Source organism: Mesotoga sp. Brook.08.105.5.1 (genome assembly GCF_002752635.1).
Lineage (GTDB): Bacteria > Thermotogota > Thermotogae > Petrotogales > Kosmotogaceae > Mesotoga.
Genome location: NZ_AYTW01000010.1, coordinates 28,583 through 48,273 on the forward strand (window position 1 = coordinate 28,583; position 19,691 = coordinate 48,273).

General features: G+C 47.0%; 20 protein-coding genes. All 20 read left to right on the plus strand.

All coding sequences use genetic code 11. From position 1 onward, the window contains the following. Positions 1-50: 50 nt before the first annotated feature. The 20 genes from glgD to V512_RS04925 all read left to right on the plus strand — a co-directional run bounded on the left by glgD (position 51) and on the right by V512_RS04925 (position 19,331). Complete coding sequence (glgD, locus tag V512_RS04835; RefSeq protein ID WP_099829333.1) at positions 51-1,178, plus strand: glucose-1-phosphate adenylyltransferase subunit GlgD; 1,128 nt, start codon at positions 51-53, stop codon at positions 1,176-1,178. Positions 1,179-1,191: 13 nt separating this feature from the next. Further along, positions 1,192-2,460, plus strand: a complete 1,269-nt coding sequence (locus tag V512_RS04840) for a glucose-1-phosphate adenylyltransferase (protein WP_099829334.1) — start codon at positions 1,192-1,194, stop codon at positions 2,458-2,460. Further along, the gene (locus V512_RS04845) at positions 2,423-2,779 is read left to right on the plus strand and encodes a hypothetical protein (RefSeq protein ID WP_099829335.1); all 357 of its coding nucleotides are present in this window, start codon (positions 2,423-2,425) and stop codon (positions 2,777-2,779) included. The genes V512_RS04840 and V512_RS04845 overlap by 38 nt, the downstream gene beginning before the upstream one ends. A 12-nt stretch (positions 2,780-2,791) precedes the next feature. Further along, positions 2,792-4,249 (plus strand): 5'-nucleotidase C-terminal domain-containing protein, encoded by a 1,458-nt coding sequence (locus V512_RS04850; protein ID WP_099829336.1) that lies wholly within the window; start codon positions 2,792-2,794, stop codon positions 4,247-4,249. 173 nt (positions 4,250-4,422) lie between these two features. Further along, positions 4,423-5,742: an electron transport complex subunit RsxC gene (gene rsxC, locus V512_RS04855; protein ID WP_099829337.1), complete on the plus strand. Its 1,320-nt coding sequence runs from the start codon at positions 4,423-4,425 to the stop codon at positions 5,740-5,742. Continuing rightward, positions 5,739-6,689, plus strand: a complete 951-nt coding sequence (locus V512_RS04860) for an RnfABCDGE type electron transport complex subunit D (protein ID WP_099829338.1) — start codon at positions 5,739-5,741, stop codon at positions 6,687-6,689. Before rsxC ends, V512_RS04860 begins: the two co-directional genes overlap by 4 nt. Then, positions 6,682-7,404: an RnfABCDGE type electron transport complex subunit G gene (locus V512_RS04865; protein ID WP_099829339.1), complete on the plus strand. Its 723-nt coding sequence runs from the start codon at positions 6,682-6,684 to the stop codon at positions 7,402-7,404. The genes V512_RS04860 and V512_RS04865 overlap by 8 nt, the downstream gene beginning before the upstream one ends. Beyond that, positions 7,404-8,015 carry an electron transport complex subunit E gene (locus tag V512_RS04870; RefSeq protein WP_165775344.1) on the plus strand — a complete coding sequence of 204 codons (612 nt, stop codon included), beginning with the start codon at positions 7,404-7,406 and terminating at the stop codon, positions 8,013-8,015. The genes V512_RS04865 and V512_RS04870 overlap by 1 nt, the downstream gene beginning before the upstream one ends. 13 nt (positions 8,016-8,028) lie before the next feature. After that, positions 8,029-8,610: an electron transport complex subunit RsxA gene (gene rsxA, locus V512_RS04875; protein ID WP_099829341.1), complete on the plus strand. Its 582-nt coding sequence runs from the start codon at positions 8,029-8,031 to the stop codon at positions 8,608-8,610. A gap of 10 nt (positions 8,611-8,620) precedes the next feature. Continuing rightward, positions 8,621-9,313 carry an RnfABCDGE type electron transport complex subunit B gene (locus tag V512_RS04880; protein WP_099829342.1) on the plus strand — a complete coding sequence of 231 codons (693 nt, stop codon included), beginning with the start codon at positions 8,621-8,623 and terminating at the stop codon, positions 9,311-9,313. Continuing rightward, entirely contained in the window at positions 9,310-10,440 is a 1,131-nt protein-coding gene (gene dxr, locus V512_RS04885; RefSeq protein ID WP_099829343.1) for a 1-deoxy-D-xylulose-5-phosphate reductoisomerase, read from the plus strand. Before V512_RS04880 ends, dxr begins: the two co-directional genes overlap by 4 nt. After that, entirely contained in the window at positions 10,431-11,942 is a 1,512-nt protein-coding gene (locus tag V512_RS04890) for a site-2 protease family protein (RefSeq protein WP_099829344.1), read from the plus strand. The genes dxr and V512_RS04890 overlap by 10 nt, the downstream gene beginning before the upstream one ends. Next, positions 11,939-12,982, plus strand: a complete 1,044-nt coding sequence (gene ispG / locus V512_RS04895) for a flavodoxin-dependent (E)-4-hydroxy-3-methylbut-2-enyl-diphosphate synthase (RefSeq protein ID WP_099829349.1) — start codon at positions 11,939-11,941, stop codon at positions 12,980-12,982. The genes V512_RS04890 and ispG overlap by 4 nt, the downstream gene beginning before the upstream one ends. Continuing rightward, complete coding sequence (locus tag V512_RS14910; protein ID WP_243392259.1) at positions 12,979-13,335, plus strand: hypothetical protein; 357 nt, start codon at positions 12,979-12,981, stop codon at positions 13,333-13,335. Before ispG ends, V512_RS14910 begins: the two co-directional genes overlap by 4 nt. 71 nt (positions 13,336-13,406) lie before the next feature. Continuing rightward, entirely contained in the window at positions 13,407-13,898 is a 492-nt protein-coding gene (locus tag V512_RS14915) for a hypothetical protein (RefSeq protein ID WP_243392260.1), read from the plus strand. A 12-nt stretch (positions 13,899-13,910) separates the two neighbouring features. Continuing rightward, positions 13,911-14,984, plus strand: a complete 1,074-nt coding sequence (locus V512_RS04905) for a DUF4384 domain-containing protein (RefSeq protein ID WP_099829345.1) — start codon at positions 13,911-13,913, stop codon at positions 14,982-14,984. Between the two features lie 31 nt (positions 14,985-15,015). Next, positions 15,016-15,894: a DMT family transporter gene (locus tag V512_RS04910; RefSeq protein ID WP_099829350.1), complete on the plus strand. Its 879-nt coding sequence runs from the start codon at positions 15,016-15,018 to the stop codon at positions 15,892-15,894. Continuing rightward, positions 15,891-16,553, plus strand: a complete 663-nt coding sequence (locus V512_RS04915) for a response regulator transcription factor (protein ID WP_099829346.1) — start codon at positions 15,891-15,893, stop codon at positions 16,551-16,553. Before V512_RS04910 ends, V512_RS04915 begins: the two co-directional genes overlap by 4 nt. Further along, positions 16,543-17,820, plus strand: a complete 1,278-nt coding sequence (locus V512_RS04920; RefSeq protein ID WP_099829347.1) for a HAMP domain-containing sensor histidine kinase — start codon at positions 16,543-16,545, stop codon at positions 17,818-17,820. Before V512_RS04915 ends, V512_RS04920 begins: the two co-directional genes overlap by 11 nt. Beyond that, complete coding sequence (locus V512_RS04925) at positions 17,817-19,331, plus strand: 1-acyl-sn-glycerol-3-phosphate acyltransferase (RefSeq protein ID WP_099829348.1); 1,515 nt, start codon at positions 17,817-17,819, stop codon at positions 19,329-19,331. The genes V512_RS04920 and V512_RS04925 overlap by 4 nt, the downstream gene beginning before the upstream one ends. Positions 19,332-19,691: the final 360 nt, after the last annotated feature.

Genomic DNA, 19,691 nt, shown 5'->3' on the forward strand with positions numbered 1-19,691 from the left:
TCGAGATGAAGGGAGGAAGATCGCATCCAGATCTGGAATGCGGTGATCATATGAAAGTTCTCGGAATAATCCTGGCAGGTGGACGAGGTGAGTACTTGAGTTCCCTTACGCAAGTTCGTACAAGTGCCGCACTACCGGTTTTCGGAAAGTACAGGTCCATCGATTTCACGCTCAGTAATATGATCAATGCCGGGGTATCGAAGGTTGGCATTATTACTCAATACAGCCCTAGAAGCCTAATGGACCACATAGGTTCCGGTAAAGAATGGGATCTTGACAGGAAACAGGGCGGTCTTTTCATTCTGCAGCCTTACTACTCACCGTATAATCCTTCCATGGGATACAAGGGAACTGCAGATGCTCTGTTCCAGAACATAGACATACTTCGGAGAGGGAACGAAGACTCGGTACTGATTGGTTCTGGAGATCATATTTTCAAGACTGACCTTACCAAGATATTCAGGTATCATCTCGATACGGTGGCCGACATAACCCTCCTAACAGGAAACAAGAATGGTGAATGTGGTATGAAAGGTATGGATAGAGTCATATGCAAGAACGGAAGAGTAATAAAGTGGATAGAGAAGGAAAATGCCTCTGAGAACCCTGATGAGGGAGACTGCGTTGCTCTTGGAGTTTACTTCGTAAACAAGTTCCTCCTGCGGGAACTTCTCTACTCAGCGGTTCCCAACGGCTATAACGAGCTTGTTAAGGGTATTATCTCTCCTAATCTCTCTTCGCTAAATGTTAGAGAGTACAGATACAACGGGTATTGGCGGGATATCAAGCAGAGCAAGAAATGCTATTTCAAGACAAATCTCGATATCCTGGATCCTCAGATCAGACGAGAGTTGTTTTACGAGAACGGTAGAGTATTTACGAAACTAAAGGATCTCCCACCTCCGAAGATCACCGGAACGGCATCTATGAACAACTCAGTCATTGCAGATGGATGCGTAATTGGAGGAAGAATCGAAGATTCAGTCTTGTTCAGAGATACTAGAGTTATGGCAGGGGCAACCGTTAAGAACTCAGTTCTCCTTGAGGGCTGCCTCGTCGAAGAAGGCGCTTACATAGAAAACGTAATTATGGACAAGTACTGCACAGTTAGGCTTGGGAGAAGTTTCGTTGGTGAGAGCGAAGAGCCCACAGTGATCGAAAAACACGGCGTAATATAGGGCGGGTGATTGTATGGCCAAAAAAGTAGTAGCATTGATTCTAGCTGGCGGACAGGGTACAAGACTGGGATTACTAACCGATGAGGTTGCAAAACCGGCGGTGCCTTTTGGAGGCAAGTACAGGATAATCGACTTTGCACTTAGTAACTGCGTGAATTCTGGAATCTACGCAGTTGGTGTGCTTACTCAATACAGGCCTCACATTCTCTCCAGGCATATCGGAATAGGTCGTCCCTGGGATCTTGACAGAAAGGATGGGGGGGTAGTCATTCTCCCGCCGTTCATCGCTCAGGGAGATTCAAACTGGTATAAGGGAACGGCAAATGCCGTATTCCAGAATATTGATTTTGTCGATGATTACGACCCAGAAATTGTTGTAATCCTTTCTGGCGACCACATCTACTCTATGGATTACAATGAAATGATTGATTATCATCTCTCGAAAGGTGCCACGGGAACAGTAGCATGTATGCGTGTTCCGCTGTCTGAAGCTAATAGATTCGGCATGATGATAACGGATTTTGAAAACAAAATAGTCGACTTTCAGGAGAAGCCTGAACAACCGAAGTCGGATCTTGCCTCTCTTGGGATTTACGTCTTTGACTGGAAGTTCCTTAGAGAAAGGTTAATCGAAGATGAAAAGGATCCCGAGAGTGACAATGATTTCGGGAAGAACATCTTGCCGAAGATCGTACATGATAACGCTGGAAGGCTTTTCGCTTTCGTCTTCGAAGGATACTGGAGAGACGTCGGTACGATCGAATCTCTCTGGGAAGCAAACATAGAGCTAACACGGCCTATTCCGCCACTGAACCTCCACGATCCTTCCTGGAGGTTTTACACCCAAACGGAAGAGTATCTCCCTGCTTACGTCGGAACCAGTTCTCATGTCAGAAATTCCCTGATTAACGAAGGGGCAGAGATTTACGGTCGAGTAGAGAATTCAGTTATCTTCCAAGGCGTGCAGATCGGAGAAGGTTCGGTTGTTAAGAATTCTGTGATTATGACAAACTCCAAAATTGGAAGCAATGTGGTCATAGACAAGGGGATAATTGGAGAGAGAACGACAGTTAGAGATGGGGTGGTTGTTGGTTATGGAGACGAAGTGCCACACGAATCTCAACCACACATATATGATTCGGGTATTGTCGTTGTCGGATCGGACGTAATCATTCCCGAGAATCTTAAGATAGGTAGAAACAGCGCAGTTCTTAATCACGTTAAAGAGGAGGACTTCGAGGGAGATGTGGCAGGCGGCAAGACCATCTCGCCCAGAGAGTAAAGGCAAAGGAGTAGCTTATTTTTCGTTGTTGATAGCTATACTGATAATCTGTACGACAATTGTTACATCGCTTGTTCCCTTAGAGACAATAATGAATGCGAGGCGCCTCGGTTCTTGGTATTTCAGACTGGCTCTCACTGTGAAATCGTTGTATCTTGCAGAGCCGGCCGAAACGGAACTCAACGGTTTCCTGGTTACAAAAAGCTCAAGAACTGTCTCTTCAAACTGCGCAGAAATAGAAATAATCAATTACCATATAAGTGAAGGAGATAGGCACTTCGATTTCGAGTTAATTGGAGAAATCACCGATATTCTATAAGGAGGTAGAAGTATGAAAAAAGTTCTTTTGATTACCCTACTGTTGGTCATGGCCGTATTTGTCATGGCTCAGAGACTTACGATTGTCCATATCAACGACACTCATGGACACATATGGCCAGAGGGCGAGTTCGGCGGGCTTGCGGCCGTAGCCACTCTGGTCAACCAGGCTAGAGCGGAGAATCCCAACACTCTTTTCTTGCACGCAGGTGACATGAACACCGGTGTTCCAGAGTCGGACCTGCAGGATGCAGCTCCAGACATAGTTTCACTGAACCTTATGAAACTCGATGCGATGGCTATCGGAAATCACGAATTTGACAACGACGCATCGGTACTTGCTAAGCAGATGGACATTGCTAGCTTCCCGTTCCTCAGCGCCAATATCTACAAGGACGGAGAACCGGCCTTCCAGGAATACATTATCAAGGAAGTTGGCGGAATAAAGGTTGCAATAGTAGGATTCACTGCTCAGGAGACTGAAATCCTTGAATACTTGTACGCCAAGGACTACGAATGGATGGATGTCATAGAAATCGCCAAGGAAATCATACCGGTTCTGGAGGCCCAGGCGGATATAATTATCGCTCTTACACACATGGGAAGCAATCCGGTTCTTGCGGGCCCGAATTCCTGGGAGCTTGCCAAGGCGGTTGACGGAATCGATGTTATTGTTGACGGGCACAGCCACACTTTCTATGAAAGACCTGAAATAATCAACGAAACAATTATCGTTTCTGCTGGAGAATGGGCAAAGAATGTGGGCAAGCTCGATCTAGAAATCGTCGACGGAACGGTAATCTTCGTTTCTTTCAGGAATCTTCCTGTCCTGGCAGAAGAGATAAAACCTGACTTCGCAGTGGCAACTGTTCTTGATTACTTCAAGAAGGCCGGAGGAGAAGCTCTTGGCATAGTTGTCGGTGAAACAACGATCAAGCTTGAGGGTGACAGGGGAGTAGTTAGAGCCCAAGACACAAACCTCGGTTACTTGATCTGTGACGCGATGGTGTGGAAGTCCGGAGCGGACCTTGCAATAACCAATTCCGGTGGTATCAGAGCTTCAATTCAGGCTGGTCCGATCACATATCGCGACATTCTTACAGTACTCCCGTTCGGAAATACACTTTACGTTGTTGATGTACCGGGGACAGCCCTCAGAGATCTTCTGGAGTACACGGCAACCAGAGAACCAGGGCAGGGAGCGATGGCTCAGGTAAGCGGAGTAACTTATGTAATAGAGAATGGCGAGGCCAAGGATATTCTTGTGAACGGAGAACCCATTGATGACAATAAGGTGTACAAAGTTGCTACAAATAACTACCTTGCCTCTGGCGGTGACGGGTATACGGTCCTTGCAGGACTCTCCGGTTACGACACCGGATTCGTGCTGGCAGATGTAGTGGTTGAGTTCGTTGGAGAGATAAGCCCGATAACCGCTTACGCCGATAGCGGAAGGATAACCAGAAAGTAGTTTTAGATTAAGTTAAGACGCAAACATTGTACTATAATAGGAGCGGAGCGATCCGCTCCTATTGTTTGATAATATCAATCGCTTTTTCCATTTTGAGTCGCAGTCACTTTCATGATATTCGGGATCCCAGAAAGGCAAACATCTATTGATTAAGGTTGAGAGGTGATAACTAAATGAGGTTGCCTACCTTCAGAGGAGGGGTGCACCCGCCAGAGAAAAAAGAACTTTCCCAAGATTGTCAGCTAAGTGTTCTACCGCCTCCTGAAAGGGTTTATGTTTTTCTTGCTAATCACGCCGGAGTCCCAGCAAAGCCTGTTGTAAGTATTGGAGACAGAGTCAGAACCGGCCAGCTAATTGCCGAAGCTGGCGGCTTCATTTCTGCAAATCTCCATTCTCCTCTAACAGGCGAGGTTAAAGAGATTGCCAAGTATTATCATCCCACTCTTGCAAAACCTGACGATGCGATTGTCATAGATAGGACCGGAGAAGATGAGTGGGACCTGCTTCAGCCAGCAAAACCATTCGATCAGTTTTTACCCGAAGAGATCGTGCAAAGGGTTAAGTCTGCAGGTATTGTTGGGCTCGGCGGCGCAATGTTTCCGACCAGCGTCAAACTGTCCCCTCCGAAGGATAAGAAAATCGATCTCCTTGTCATAAACGGCGCAGAGTGTGAACCTTACCTTACCATTGATTACAGGTTCATGCTCGAGCGTTCTGAGGGAGTAGTCAGGGGAATCCTCGCTTTGATGCGTGCACTAAACGTTGAAGAAGCTATCGTTGGAATTGAAGACAATAAGCCAAAGGCGATAGAGAAGATGAAAGAGGCGGTCCGGTCAACTTCGATACAGGTGAAGACTCTAAGAACAAAATACCCACAGGGAGCCGAAAAGCAGTTAATATTCGCGCTGACGAAAAGAAAGGTTCCTTCAGGCGGGCTTCCCCTAGATGTAGGGGTTGTAGTCGATAATATTGGAACTGCATTCTCTGTCTATGAGGCAGTCGAACTTGGCCGCCCTCTTGTCGAAAGAGGCGTGACGATTACGGGTGAAGGAATCAAGAAACCCGTAAACGTGGTCTCGAGAATCGGGATAATGGCGGATGAGTTGATCAGATATGCTGGAGGCGCGCAGGAATCAGTGGAAAGAGCCGTCTTCGGTGGTCCTATGATGGGAATGACGGTTCCTAAGACTGATGTACCTACGGTCAAAGGCACTTCCGGGATAACCCTGCTTCTCAGGAGCAAACCAACAGAAGAGTTTCCATGCATAAGATGCGGGAAATGCACTTCTGTTTGTCCGATGAACCTCCAACCCTTTCTCCTCAATCTCTACGGCACAAACAGATTGTACGACATTCAGGTGGAGAACGGCCTGCTAGATTGCATTGAGTGCGGTAGCTGTTCCTACGCCTGTCCTGCAAAGATCGATCTAGTCAAGAACTTCAAACTGCATAAGAAGGTCTACAGAAGTTTGAAGGGAGGTGCGAAGAAGTGAAGCTCTCAATGATGGCAGCACCTCATCTAAGATCAGAAGACAGCGTTCGTAAGATAATGCTGGACGTTTTGATAGCGCTTTCTCCGGCCGCAGTTTGGGCAGTCGTTTCGTTCGGATTGAAGGCCCTCGCTCTTATCCTTGTGTGTACGTTAGGCGCAGAAGCTCTTGAATTCTTCGTGGTGAGATTCGTAAGACAGAAAAAGAGCTTCAGACCCGATCTTAGCGGTTCCGTCACGGGATTGTTGCTTGCACTGAACCTTTCAGTATCTGTCGAGTGGTGGCAGGCGCTGATAGGTGTCTTTGTTGCAATAGTAATCGCGAAGGCAGTATTTGGGGGTCTCGGAAAGAACTTCTTCAATCCCGCACTGGTCGGAAGGGTCTTTCTTCTTATCTCGTTCCCCGTTCAGATGACAACATGGTTCAATCCGTTCGATATGCAGACCACCGCCACTCCGATGGCTATTCTTAAGCAGGGAGCACCAAGAGTTTTCTCATTGCAGGAGATGTTCCTTGGCACTATCCCCGGCTCTATAGGGGAGGTTAGCGCGCTGCTGCTTCTATTGGGCTTTGGCTGGTTGTTGTTAAGAAAGAGAGTGGCACCGTTTATCCCCATTGCCTACGTCGGAACGGTTGCGATAATGGCCTCGATATTCTATGCGGTGAATCCGGGCTTTGGTTCGCCTCTTTATCACATCTTTGGCGGCGGTCTCATGCTTGGAGCTCTGTTTATGGCAACAGATATGGTGACTAGCCCGATGTCTATCAAAGGGCACATTATCTTCGGAATAGGTTGTGGAGCTGTGACTATGATCATCAGGTTATTCGGAGGTTATCCGGAAGGTGTCTCATTCGCAATTCTGGTGATGAATGCCTTCGTGCCTCTAATAGATATGGGGACCAAGCCCAAGATATTTGGAAAGCCAAAGAAGGTGAAGAGCAATGCGTGAATACTTGAAGACGGGCATTACTCTGATGGTAATTACTATTATCGCCGCACTGGTTCTTTCGGTAGTTTATACTGTCGTTAAGGAGCCCATCGCCAATGCGGAATTAGGCGCAAAACTAAAGGCTATCCGAGAAGTCCTTACAGATGCGGAGACTGGAGAGTTGCTTATAGCAGCAGAAAACATCCCTGAGACTGCCAGCGAACTGGCGGAGTTTGAATGGTTTCCCGCCGGATTCGACTCATCGGAAGGCATAATCTATACGGCAACAAGTTCACAGGGAAAGGTTGAAAGTCCTGCATACAAGTTTGTCAAGGAAGACGGCAGCGAAATATACGTAGCAATAGGAATCGCGGTCGGTTATGGCGGAGATGTAAAGACGATGGCTGCCTTCGTCAGTGGACCAAACGGAGTTAGCCTTAACGCAATAAAAGTTCTCGAGTACTCGCAAGAGACCCCAGGACTTGGAGCCAATATTGCTAACGATGTCGTCCAGCAGAGGTTCTTCCCTATAGCTAGTAAGGGCCTTGACAAGGGCGTAAGGGTTGACAAAGACGCAGGAGTGACTCCCTCAGGAGATCAGATAGAGATTAGAAAGCAAGAAGACGGAATAGTCACAGTAAGTGACGTGATGACTGGAGCGACGATAACTCCAAGAGCCGTCGCATTCTCACTAAATGCTATATCCGAGTTCTTGGAAAAGGCAGGTGTTCGATAATGGCTGAATCTAAGTTCAAAGTCCTCACAAACGGAATCTTCAAGCAGAATCCGATTTTCATTCAGGTTCTGGGAATGTGTCCGACTCTAGCCACTACGACTAGCGCTGAGAATGGTCTTGGCATGGGGCTAGCAACGACTGCCGTTCTAGCAATGTCGAACATTACGATCTCTCTCGTAAGGAAGTTCATTCCGGACAAGATCAGAATCCCTTCGTACATTGTGATAATTGCTTCCTTTGTAACTATGATCGATATGCTGATGCATGGTTTCATCTATGATCTCTGGAAGACTCTGGGATTGTTCATCCCTCTGATTGTGGTGAACTGTATCATTCTCGGTAGAGCAGAGGCCTTTGCTTCAAAGAACGGTGTCTTCAGATCCTTCCTGGATGGGCTCGGAATGGGACTTGGTTTTACCGCCTCTCTGGTCTTGCTGGGCTCAGTAAGAGAGTTTCTCGGTAATGGCTCAATCTTCAACTACCACCTTTCGGATGTGAAGATGTTTGCCATGATACTCCCTCCAGGTGCATTCATTGCTCTGGGAATGCTTGCCGCATTCTTCAACTACCTTGGAATAAGGCGTAGCAAACCTAAGAAGGCAGCAAAATGAGGAGGGTTGACTGATGGCTACCAGATTGGTTTTCATATTTCTTTCAGCAATTCTAATAAACAACTTCGTTCTATCTAGATTTCTAGGAATATGTCCGTTCCTCGGTGTTTCGAAGAAGACAGATACAGCTGTTGGAATGAGCATAGCCGTTACATTTGTAATGATCATGGCTTCAATAATCACATGGCTCTTGAACATCGCGCTTGACGCGCTGGGTATTCCTTTTCTTAGAACAATAGTATTCATCCTGATTATTGCAACACTGGTGCAGTTTGTAGAAATCTTCCTGAAGAAGGCCAGTCCGTCACTTTATGATGCGCTGGGGATATTTCTTCCCCTAATAACTACTAATTGCGCAATTCTCGGTCTGGCGCTTCTGAATGTTCAGCAGAACTATACGCTGCTCGAGACAATAGTTAATGCCGCCGGCGCCGGACTTGGTTTCGCCCTCGCGCTAATTCTTTTCTCAACTATAAGAGAGAGAATGGAGCTCTCCGAAATTCCGGAGCCCTTCAAGGGCACTGCCATTGCATTGATCACAGCCGGTTTGCTCTCGATGGCCTTCATGGGTTTCCAGGGCCTCGTGAAACTGTGAGGCGGTGTGTATGACAGTAGTCTATTCAGTTCTGTTTATGGCCATACTTGGCATAGGAGCAGGTGTCTTTCTAGCTTTCGCCTCTGCGAAGTTTGCGGTCAAGAAAGATCCCAGAATCACACTCATCGAAGCCTCTTTGCCAGGCGTCAACTGTGGCGCTTGTGGTTTCCCCGGTTGTTCGGCCTTTGCAAAAGCTATCGCCGAAGGCAAAGCCCCGCTGGATGGATGTATTCCCGGCAAGCGATCCGGCGTACCTGAAAAACTGAAGCTAATCATGGACACGGATGTCGACAAGCTCACTGCTCTCTTTGAAGAGGCAGAGGAAGATGCGGAAAAGACACTGGAAAAACTGATCGCTGTCTCCGGGAAAGAAGTAAAAGCAGCGCCGCCAAAACCAAAAAGACCGACTCAGGAAGAAATCGATAGTTACAAGGGAAAACTGAAAGAGAATTCTAGAGCTGCTGTGGTCTTTGCGATTCTTCCAAACATAAACTGCGGAATCTGCGGATCACCCGGTTGTGCTGCCTTTGCCATAAAGGTCGCGAACAAGGAAGAGAACGCAGACAAATGCGTCCCGGGCAAAAGACAGAACGTGCCCGAAAAAGTCGAGAAGATTATGGCGCTTTCCCAATCAGAGATTCAAAAGATAATTGAAGATACTTCTGGAGAACCGGCCGAGATAAAAAAGAAGTTTGAGTCATGAAGAAAAGGTTGGCTGTTCTTGGTTCTACTGGATCTATAGGTTCACAGACACTCGAAATAGTAGATAAGATTGAAGAAATCGAAATTGTGGCCATTTCCTGTGGCCACAATTTCGTCTCTTTTTCTAAACAGCTTTCAGAATTTCATCCCAAGTTCGCCGCCACTCTTGAAAAAAAAGAGGATCTAGTCGATTCCTTTCCGGAAACAACCTTTTTCCAAGGCGAAGAGGGGATAGAAACGATGCTCGAAAAGTCCCGCCCGGATTATGTGATGCTTGCGGTCAGCGGAGCGGCCGGACTGAGATTCAGCCTTAAGGCGGCTGAAGTCTGCAGCAGACTATGTCTTGCGAACAAAGAGTCTATCGTTTGTGGAGGTAATCTTCTTCCGGACAGATGTGCCGACAGAGGGGTAGAGCTTATCCCGGTCGACTCAGAGCACAGCGGCCTCTTTCAGCTTCTTGACGGTACTGTTCGCCCTGAGAGAATCTTGATAACCGCATCTGGCGGCGCCCTGAGGGATTGGCCGAAAGAAAGGATTCACCAAGCAAGCCCTGAAGATGTCATGAAACACCCTGTTTGGTCTATGGGAAACAGGATAACCGTTGATAGCGCTTCAATGGTTAACAAGGGACTCGAAGTAATTGAAGCGAAATATCTCTTTGGGTTCGAATCGAGTGAAATTGATACTTATATTTGTAGAAACAGTTTTGTTCATGCCGGTGTTGTGTACAATGATGGCGTTATGAAACTTCATGTGGGGCGCCCGGACATGCGAATTCCGATTGCATATTCTCTGACTTATCCAGTGCACCACCATCTTTTCGGAGAAGAGAGGATAGCCGGCATACCAATTGCCCTGGAAGAACTGCAGCAAGAGAGATTTCCCGCTCTGACACTTGCGAGAGAGATTTGTGGAACTGTCAGCAAGCAAATCGCTTATAATGCTGCAGATGAGATAGCAGTCGATGCTTTTATGAAGGGTAGGATGCCTTTTGGGAGCATTTACAATATAATTGAAAGGACGGTTGCCCGAACAGATGATCTAAATCCGGTCGATTACAGTCAAATTATCGAGATTGACGTTCTGGCAAGAAGATTGGCTCAAGAAGAGGTGAATAGATGTTATTAGCAATAGTGTACTTTCTTCTCATTCTAACGGGGATAGTGGTTGTTCATGAACTCGGTCACTACCTGTTCTCGAGGGTTTTTGGAGTGAGAGTTCTAGAATTCGCCATAGGAATGGGTCCAAAGCTCTGGTCAAAAAAAGGAAAGAAGACTACATTCAGGATAAACGCATTTCCAATTGGCGGTTACGTGAGACCTGCCGGAGAAGACCTAGATGCTATAGACTCCTCCGTTCCGGATAACGAGCAGATACAGAACAAGCCGGCCTGGCAGAGATTCATTATCTATTTCGCCGGTCCGGCCTTTTCTTTGCTTCTGGGTTTTCTCATACTCTCTCTGGTAGCAGTAGTTTGGGGCTTTCAGGAAGTCAAGATCGACAAGGTCGAGCTTGGTTCTCCTGCAGCACTGTCCGGAATGCTTCCCGGAGATAGGATCGCCTCAGTAAATGGTAAGACTCTACTAGACAATACAAGACTTAGCGAAGCCGTTGTGAGGGGCGAGAAAATAGATCTAGTAGTTATTAGGGAAGGCAGAGAAGTCGAAATAACTCTAATCCCAGAAATGCTTCCTCAAGAGGCCTTCATTGTGATCGGCAATGTCTCAGGTGAATTTGGCGATGCTCTCTCTTCAATAAACGGAGCATCGTTCAACGGCGATTACGTTGGATACGGCGGCATACTATCTCCTGAGAGCACTATCAGACTTGGTTTTGCCGACGGTTCGAATCTTTCCGGCACGCTCCTGACTTATTCCCCTGCAGAGGAACGCTACGCAATGGGGATCTACTATGCAAACTTCAAACCGATAGTTGCAACTGATTTCGGCCAGTTCAGGAAGGGAGATGTTCTTGTCTCGGTAAACGGGATGACAACCGAGACAAGTTATGATCTTACAACCATGAGTCAGCTCCTCTCCTTGAAACCAAACGAACTTCTAATTCAATTCACAGGAAGAGAGACTACCTTCGCTAGATACGGCTTCCCTGAAGAATTTGTCGTTACCCTGGAACGGGATGGACAGGTAGTTGACTTAACGATGACCAAGAACGAAATGATTGCTCTCGTGAGTGAGGTCGGTGCCTTTTCTCAGGGAAGCGATTACTGGTATCCAGATAGCCCGGTTGAGGCCGCAGTTCTCGGGGTTCAGTGGGCAAACGATCTCCTAATAACCATGGTGAAGGTTGTTGGCAGCCTCTTCACTGGAGGAGCGAACATCAACGAATTCACCGGTCCTATTGGACTGGTAACAATAGTTGACCAGGCAGTGAGCCTTGGGACGAGGATAGTTCTTTTCCTCGCGGGCTTCATCTCGCTCAACCTCGGAGTGATAAACATGATTCCCTTCCCCGCGCTGGATGGTGGGAGGATGTTGCTTGCCTTGCTTGAGATAATTACCAGAAAGAGACTGGATCCGAAGATTGAGGGGTTAATCAATGTGATTGGCTTCATGATACTCATGGGGTTCATGATCTATATTACGTTCATCGATATCGGCAGATGGTTATGAGTAGAACCGTAAGAGTTGGGAATGTCTTGGTCGGTGGCGGAAATCCGGTTTCGGTTCAGTCAATGACAAATACCAAGACAATCGACATTCCTGCAACTCTCGAGCAGATCGATAGGCTTACAGATGCCGGGTGTGATCTTGTAAGAGTCTCCGTTCCGGATTTTGAGTCAGCACAGGCCATCAAAGAGATTTGCTCATCAAGCAAAATCCCTGTAATTGCAGATATTCATTTTGATTACAGACTCGCAGTTGAGTCCATAAAGAACGGTGCAGCAAAGGTAAGGATAAATCCGGGAAATATCGGTCAGGAATGGAAGGTCCGGGAGACAGTGAAGGTTGCTAAAGAATTCGGTGTTCCAATAAGAGTTGGCGCAAACTCTGGCTCTCTCGACCGAAGTTTTGGTTCGTACGACAAACCCACCGCTCTTGCAGAGAGCGCTCTTGCGCAAGTAAGAATACTTGAGAGTGCAGGGTTCGAGGACATTGTGATTTCTCTTAAGTCTTCATCGGTATCAGAGACTGTGAGTGCAAATGAATACCTGTTCGAGAAGACCGATTATCCGTTTCACCTTGGAGTTACAGAGGCAGGTTTCGGGCTTGATTCAACCGTAAAGTCTTCTATTGGTATTGGCACACTCTTGCTGAAAGGCATTGGAGACACCATAAGAGTATCGATGTCGGGAGACCCCGTTCAGGAGATCGAAGTAGGCTTGAGCATTCTTCGTTCACTTGGGCTAAGAAAGGGAGTTGACGTGATTTCCTGTCCGACGTGCGCAAGAGCCGAAATAGATGTTGAGTCTCTTGCAAGGAAAGTGAAGAGTTGGGTAGGGAATATCGAGGATGACATTTCTGTAGCCGTTATGGGATGCGTTGTAAACGGAATTGGGGAAGGAAAAGATGCGGACATTGGGATCGCCGGCACTGCATCCGGCGGAGTCATTTTTCTCAAGGGAGAGATAGTCGAGAAGGTGGAGAAGCGGAACCTTGAATCACGATTCCGACATTGGTTTGATGAACTCCTGTCGGGAGGTGATAGATGAAAGTCTCGATAATCGGAGCCGGAATGGTAGGTTCGTCAATTGCGTATGCAACAATGATAAAGGGAATTGCAAGAGAGATAGCGCTTGTTGATGTAAATACAGAACTTGCAGTGGGTCAGGCTATGGACCTGAGTCATGGAAATGTGTATGTGAGACCGGTGAAGATATCCGGTGGAAGTTACAATGTGTCGGCAGATTCCGATGTTGTTGTTATTACCGCCGGAAGGCCACAGAAAGAAGGGGAGAGTCGTCTCCAGCTTTTAAAGAACAACGCAAAAATGGTTGAGAGAGCAGTCGATGAGTACTTTCATTCAGCAAAGAGCCGATTATTTTGGTCGTCTCGAATCCGGTAGACATACTCGCATGAGTTGCCTGGAGGACATCTGGCTTTCACAGGAGCAAAGTCATCGGTTCCGGTACTACCTTGGACACGGCAAGACTAAGACAGAGCATAGCCGACCACTGTGGACTTGACCCAAGAAACGTTCACGCATATGTTATTGGTGAACACGGTGATAGTGAGATCGTTAACTGGACGAATGTCGACATCGCAGGTATTCCGATAAAGGAGTTCTGCGGGAACTGCGAAGACGTTTTGTTTGAAAAACTGTTTGAAGAGACACGAAGCGCTGCTTATCGTGTTATTGAAAAGAAGGGTTCAACATACTACGGAATAGGGCTTGCTGTATCAAAGGTGCTTTCCACTATTCCGAACGATCAACACTCAGTCCTTACAGTCTCATCTGTACACAGGGAATTTGAAGGTATGCAGGATGTGCCTTTCAGCGTTCCCAGTATTCTAGGGAGAAGTGGAGTAGAAAGAATACTGCATGTTGGACTTTCAGAAGAGGAAATTCAGGGACTTTCGAAATCAACAGGCGTTATCACCGATGCAATAGAAAGCCTAAAGGGATAAGGAGGGATTAGCGTGAAGAAAGTACTGCTTATTGCGATTATTGCTCTCAGTGTTTCTCTTATTGCCACGTCAGTCGCTTATGACCCTCAGGGACTTATGTTCCTGAACAGGTCAGGAGCTAGCATCAATGTAAACGTAAGCTTGAACAAGGGTACCGGATCAACTTACTACGGTGGCGAGTCGCTCGGATTGTCTTTCTCCGTTGACAGAAGCGCCTATGTGGCTGTTCTGGATATCGATCAGTCGGGGCAGGTCCAGGTTCTCTTTCCAAATGTCTACGATCAGGACAACTACGTCCAGGGTGGAAGGACCTACACTCTACCGACGGATAAGGCGACCACAAAATACAATCTGCAGGTCGAATCAAACAGAGGAAGAGAGACGATAGTAGTCGTTGCATCGACTTCTCCCCTGAATTTCTTAGGGAATGTGTTTTCTCTGTTCGATAGATATCCATTCCCATATTTGGGTCAGAACGTGAACAATTTGTCGATTGCGATTAACCCTGTCTTCAACACAAGCTGGGGGATAGGTTATACTTACTTCTATAACAGCTATGTGCCTTTCACGGTTAGGACTACAATCAGTGCAGACAGAAAGGATGCAAATGTCTATGTCGATGGAATATTCATGGGAAAATCACCGGTCACGACAACTTTGGAGGCCGGTATGCACTCGGTATACATCTACACAGACAGGAACCTCGTATACGGACCGGCAACAATAAACGTGCAACCTGGTTCAAGCAACTTTCAGTTCTCGCTCTTGCCAAATTACATTTACGGTTATCTGGAAGTTACATCGATCCCCGATGGTCAGGTTTATGTGGATGGACAGTATGCCGGTGACACACCTTACAGAGATTTTGAGAAGGTTGGAAGCCATACGGTAACAGTCTCCAAGTGGGGTTACCACGATTCCAAACAGAATGTCTACATCAACAGAGACATGACGACTTCGGTCGATTTCAGATTAACTGAGAAGACAGAGCAAGAGAAGAAAACGGACAACATCATACTCTTCTCGATAATCGGAGTGCTGATCGCGGGAATTGTAATCGCAATAGTACTTAGCGCAGGCGACTAAGAGTGTCCCGAAAGGGATAATTCTTTCTTTGATGAAGCAGAAGTCAAAGGCATACGTCAACTTACTACTCGTTGTTGCATTCTGGGGACTGACCTTTCCAGTTCAGAAGAACATACTGGAAGGGCTTTCCCCGGTTTTCTATAATGCTCTTCGCTTTTCATTTGCTCTCTTGCTACTCATCCCCATAAGGAAGAAGCTGGGAATAAGGCTTTCGAGAAGAAGCTTCACTCAGGGACTGATTCTCGGGCTCTTTCTTTCGGGCGGTTATGTGTTTCAAACCTGGGGACTTGTTCACACCACAGCATCGAAAAGCGCCTTTATTACCGCTCTCTACGTTGGGCTTGTAGCGATAATCGGCCCGTTTGTGGAAAAGCGTATTCCCAACAGGTATCAGATTCTTGCGCTCGCTGTGTCTCTCGTTGGACTCTACTTTTTGACGACGCCGGAAGCCGGTTTCAACTTTGGCGACTTGCTCACAACCCTTTGTGCAATCTCCTTTGCTCTGCATGTAGTATTCATCTCGTATTTCACAGAAAGAGAAGACTCAGGAGAGATGGAGCTGCTGGTCCCTCAGATTGTGGTGGTCATTATCGTTAATCTGGTTCTCATTCCTTTTGTCGATGGCGGGGTACGGGTAAGCGGATCTATAGTCACTGTCGCTCTCTTCTCGGCGGTATTCGCTACTATCTTCGCCGTGGCAGTACAGCTGAGATTCCAGAGATTTCTCGGATCAGTCGGCGCATCACTTATCTATGTTGGCGAACCGGCATTTGCTTTGTTCTTCGCGATGATAATACTGAGAGAGATTCCGGGTAAAATGGAGGTAATAGGGTTGCTGCTTATGACGGCAGGTATGATATTCGGAGGGACTTCGTCGTACATGTTGAGAGATAGAGGAGTGAAGAAGTGAAGGGAAGGATTTTAGCTGTAGAAGATGATGTACATATTGCGAAACTGCTCCGCATGGAGTTAAGCCACGAGGGGTATGAAATAGAAGTCTTGGGTGATGGGAAGGAAGCACTGAAGTATCTTGAGAAGGAACTTCCTGATCTTCTGATTCTCGACGTCATGCTTCCGGGAATCGACGGCTTCTCGGTACTCGAAGAGATCAGGGAGTATGTTTCGACCGACCTACCCGTAATAATGCTTACTGCAAGAGGCGAAGTGAAGGACCGTGTACGCGGCCTGAAGAGCGGCGCAGACGACTACTTGCCTAAACCGTTTGCTATTGAGGAGCTTCTAGCTAGAATCGAAGCTATTCTCCGGAGAAAGGGAAAAGGGGAAAGAATAAGCTACCATGAGATTACCCTTGACCTTCAGTCGCGAGAAGCCACCCTAGGAGGGGAAGAACTTCAGTTGAGCAAAACTGAGTTCGATCTTCTGGCTGTCTTGCTGTCAAATGCCGGAATTGTCATGTCGAAAGATAGATTGCTTGAAAAGGTCTGGGGAAGCGAGGACTGGGGTAATCCAAACGTTGTTGAAGTTTATATCAATTACCTTCGCAAGAAATTGGGAAAGAGCGGCGGAATAATCAAGACGGTAAGGGGATCTGGCTACGTTGTCAGATAAGCAGAAGCTTTCGACTGCGACGCAGGTAGCCATCTACTCGGTAGTACTTGTTGTCTTCATACTATGTGTCTCCGCCCTGTTCGTGTACGGAGTTTCGGAAAATGTTTTCATACGCAATTACTCTGCAGAGATGCGGAGGATCTTCATGGATTCTCCTATGGGTAAGGGTTACAGATTTGGGATGGGCAGAATGTCAATCGGCAGAGGAACTACTGAATTCTATGTAAGAGTCGACAACACTGTGGTCCAGAATCCTACAGAGCTAGCTTCTGTGCCGGATGTAGATGGATACGTCCGTACAAGATTGGAGGGAAGCTCTTATCTTCTTTACGGTTTTTGGAACGGCGATGAGAAGGTTATCCTAGGCGCGAGAATGGATGACCTGGATTTCTTCCTCGAGAGTCTGTCGACTACTCTTCTTCTATCGCTGTTCGTTGGAATAGTACTTTCGGTAATTGGCGGATTCCTTCTTGGAAGTAGAGTTTCCAAACCGCTTAAGGAAACCTCGCGCCTGCTGAAAGAGATAACTCTGGACGACCTTTCAAGGAGGCTCGAGAGTGATCCAAAAACCTCCGAACTCGCCGAAATGAAAGAGGATCTCAACAGAGCCTTAGACAGAATTCAGGACGGATACAGCAGGCAGGAACAGTTTTCCTCAGACATCGCACATGAAATTCGTTCTCCTCTCACCGCTATCCTCGGCTTCTCGAGACTGATTCAGCGCTGGGGATCTCAAGATCCCGAAGTTGTAAAAGAAGCTGCTGACAGTATTTACGATACTGCCGCCAAAATGATGACTATCACCGAGTCCTTGCTATTCCTCTCGCGACCCAGCATGGAAATCCAGGTAACGAGTTTCAATCTACGGGAGCTTATACATGAACTCATACTGGGAACTCCTTCATTCCAATCGGTCGAACTCAAGGTTGATGTTCCGAACATTGAAGTCGAAACGGACAAAGTCCTCCTTAAGATTGTTCTTAAAGTGCTCGTGGAGAATGCAGTGAAGTTCGGCGGCGATCACCCAATAGAGATCACATTCTCAGATGGTGCACTTAATGTTAGAGACTATGGAAAAGGGATAAATGAAGACGAATTAGACAAGGTGTTTGACAGGTTCTACAGAAGCGACACTTCAAGAGGTGGGGAAGGTCACGGGCTAGGTCTTTCGATTGCCAGCAAGATATGCAAAGTTCTAAGGCTCTCAATCAATGCAGAGAACTGTAAAGATGGAGGGGCAGTGTTCAGAGTGGAGGGGTTGAGATGAAGCTCATTATGTCAGCTATAGAACTCGTGATAATGTGGATCGTAATCCCCATTCTTCTTTTCGGCGGAGCGCCTTTTTCTTCACCAGTAGCGATTACCGTTATCGCATCAGTAATTATCGCAGGATCACTTCTTTTGTCCGTGTACTCTGCGCTGGTCGTCTTTTACTGGTCTGGAAGACTTCCAACCACTTCTTTTGGACCGGAAACTACAGTTCAGAGTGGTCCTTATAGATTTGTTCGCCATCCGTTTAACGCAGGTTTCATTCTCTTCCTTTTCGGCATGGGATTCCTCTGTGGCGATTACTGGAGAGTGCTATATGTCTCCGTAATCGGTGCATTGGCCGTTATTTACTCGTTGCTTCAAGAATACCTTACATCTAAGAGAGTAACTGGCTACAGCGAGTACAAAGAAAAACTTCCATTCATGATTCCCAAAGCTGGAAAGCAAATTCCCTTTGACAAATCAACATCTATCCCCTGGCAGTTCATTGTGGCTTCCTTCGTTGTGAAGCTGGTAATTCTTTTCATCTTGCCTTCTAAAGTGAAGAACACAAAAGTCTTGCGAGATAGAAGGCCATTTGTAATCGCATTGGCGCACCAAACGCATTTTGACGGCCCCTTGATTTTCTACTCCACGTGGCGTTACATTAGATTCGTCGCCACTGCAATCTATGTCGACAGATTGGGCTTGCTGGGTTGGCTGGCAGTAATTCCGGTAAGGCGATACGCCGTCGATACGTCTGCAATTCGACAGATGCTTTCCACCATAAGACAGGGAGTCCCTCTCGGAATTGCACCGGAGGCGGCAAGATCGTGGGATGGGAGGCCTCTTCATACAAAAAAGGAGATATGGAAACTCTTCAGGATGTTGAAAATACCCATAATCCCTGTGAAGTTCTTCGGAGTTCAGCGGCTTTGGCCAAGATGGTCGAAAACATTCTCTATTGGTACTTCGACTGTTGAATTTGGAAACCCCATTGAAGCAGATGATCCTCAACTTGAAGAGAAGGTCATGAACTTCTTGGGCAAAGAAGATCCCACCTTCAAACTGCCATACAGAAACTACAAGCACATAGAGAAGTTAATCTGGCGCTGCCCTAGTTGTGGAGCAATCGCATCAATTAAGAGCTTCAGATCGGGGTTCTCCTGTTCCTCTTGTGGAAAGAGCTGGACGAAACCAACTGTGAATGAAGTCATTCAGCTGCACGACAAGATAATGCCGGGAAACATGGGTCTTTCCTTCCCGATTGAAGATGAAGTAGTCTTTAACGGAAAGAGTGTGAAGGCAAAGATGTACGAAGACCATGCCATAATTGGCGACTACAGGCTTGACTATAACGTGATAAAAAACTCCAGTATAGAAAAAAGCATAGAGCCCGTCTTCGGAATCGGAAGCGAAATGGTAAGCTTCGTTTCAACAACCAGTGCTCTCAAGTGGCAAGAAATCGTTGACTTCCAGATTAAATTCAGGCTCAAGAGGGAGAACTACCACACCGATCTTTGGGGATAGCTCCCACGCGGCGTAGTACTGCTTTAACGTGGCAGCAGGTTGCTGTGTGCCAAGAAGGCGAAGAAGGAAACTTCAAGCCATGCTTAATTGAAGATGAGGGAGGGTCCCTCGAAGCCGCCATGCAGGTGGAGGCTTCAAACCACCGTAAGCTGCTGTGGTAAAGAGCCATGGTAGTGAACGTTACGGGAAAAGGCGGGACGGCGATCCCCTCAGGTGAGTACCAGAGGAGACGAATACAAGTGAACCACCGTGAACGTGTCGTAACAACCTTTAGTGTCATCTAAACCGGGGGGTGCTACTATCCCGGGATAAGTCTGGAGGAAACCTGCTTACTGACCAGATGGTGACCGGCATACAGGT

Bases quoted from the DNA above. Each gene is read 5' to 3' on its own strand.
- glgD (WP_099829333.1), top strand. From the start codon at position 51: ATGAAAGTTCTCGGAATAATCCTGGCAGGTGGACGAGGTGAGTACTTG.
- V512_RS04840 (WP_099829334.1), top strand. From the start codon at position 1,192: ATGGCCAAAAAAGTAGTAGCATTGATTCTAGCTGGCGGACAGGGTACA.
- V512_RS04845 (WP_099829335.1), top strand. From the start codon at position 2,423: ATGTGGCAGGCGGCAAGACCATCTCGCCCAGAGAGTAAAGGCAAAGGA.
- V512_RS04850 (WP_099829336.1), top strand. From the start codon at position 2,792: ATGAAAAAAGTTCTTTTGATTACCCTACTGTTGGTCATGGCCGTATTT.
- rsxC (WP_099829337.1), top strand. From the start codon at position 4,423: ATGAGGTTGCCTACCTTCAGAGGAGGGGTGCACCCGCCAGAGAAAAAA.
- V512_RS04865 (WP_099829339.1), top strand. From the start codon at position 6,682: ATGCGTGAATACTTGAAGACGGGCATTACTCTGATGGTAATTACTATT.
- V512_RS04870 (WP_165775344.1), top strand. From the start codon at position 7,404: ATGGCTGAATCTAAGTTCAAAGTCCTCACAAACGGAATCTTCAAGCAG.
- rsxA (WP_099829341.1), top strand. From the start codon at position 8,029: ATGGCTACCAGATTGGTTTTCATATTTCTTTCAGCAATTCTAATAAAC.
- V512_RS04880 (WP_099829342.1), top strand. From the start codon at position 8,621: ATGACAGTAGTCTATTCAGTTCTGTTTATGGCCATACTTGGCATAGGA.
- dxr (WP_099829343.1), top strand. From the start codon at position 9,310: ATGAAGAAAAGGTTGGCTGTTCTTGGTTCTACTGGATCTATAGGTTCA.
- V512_RS04890 (WP_099829344.1), top strand. From the start codon at position 10,431: ATGTTATTAGCAATAGTGTACTTTCTTCTCATTCTAACGGGGATAGTG.
- ispG (WP_099829349.1), top strand. From the start codon at position 11,939: ATGAGTAGAACCGTAAGAGTTGGGAATGTCTTGGTCGGTGGCGGAAAT.
- V512_RS14910 (WP_243392259.1), top strand. From the start codon at position 12,979: ATGAAAGTCTCGATAATCGGAGCCGGAATGGTAGGTTCGTCAATTGCG.
- V512_RS04910 (WP_099829350.1), top strand. From the start codon at position 15,016: ATGAAGCAGAAGTCAAAGGCATACGTCAACTTACTACTCGTTGTTGCA.
- V512_RS04925 (WP_099829348.1), top strand. From the start codon at position 17,817: ATGAAGCTCATTATGTCAGCTATAGAACTCGTGATAATGTGGATCGTA.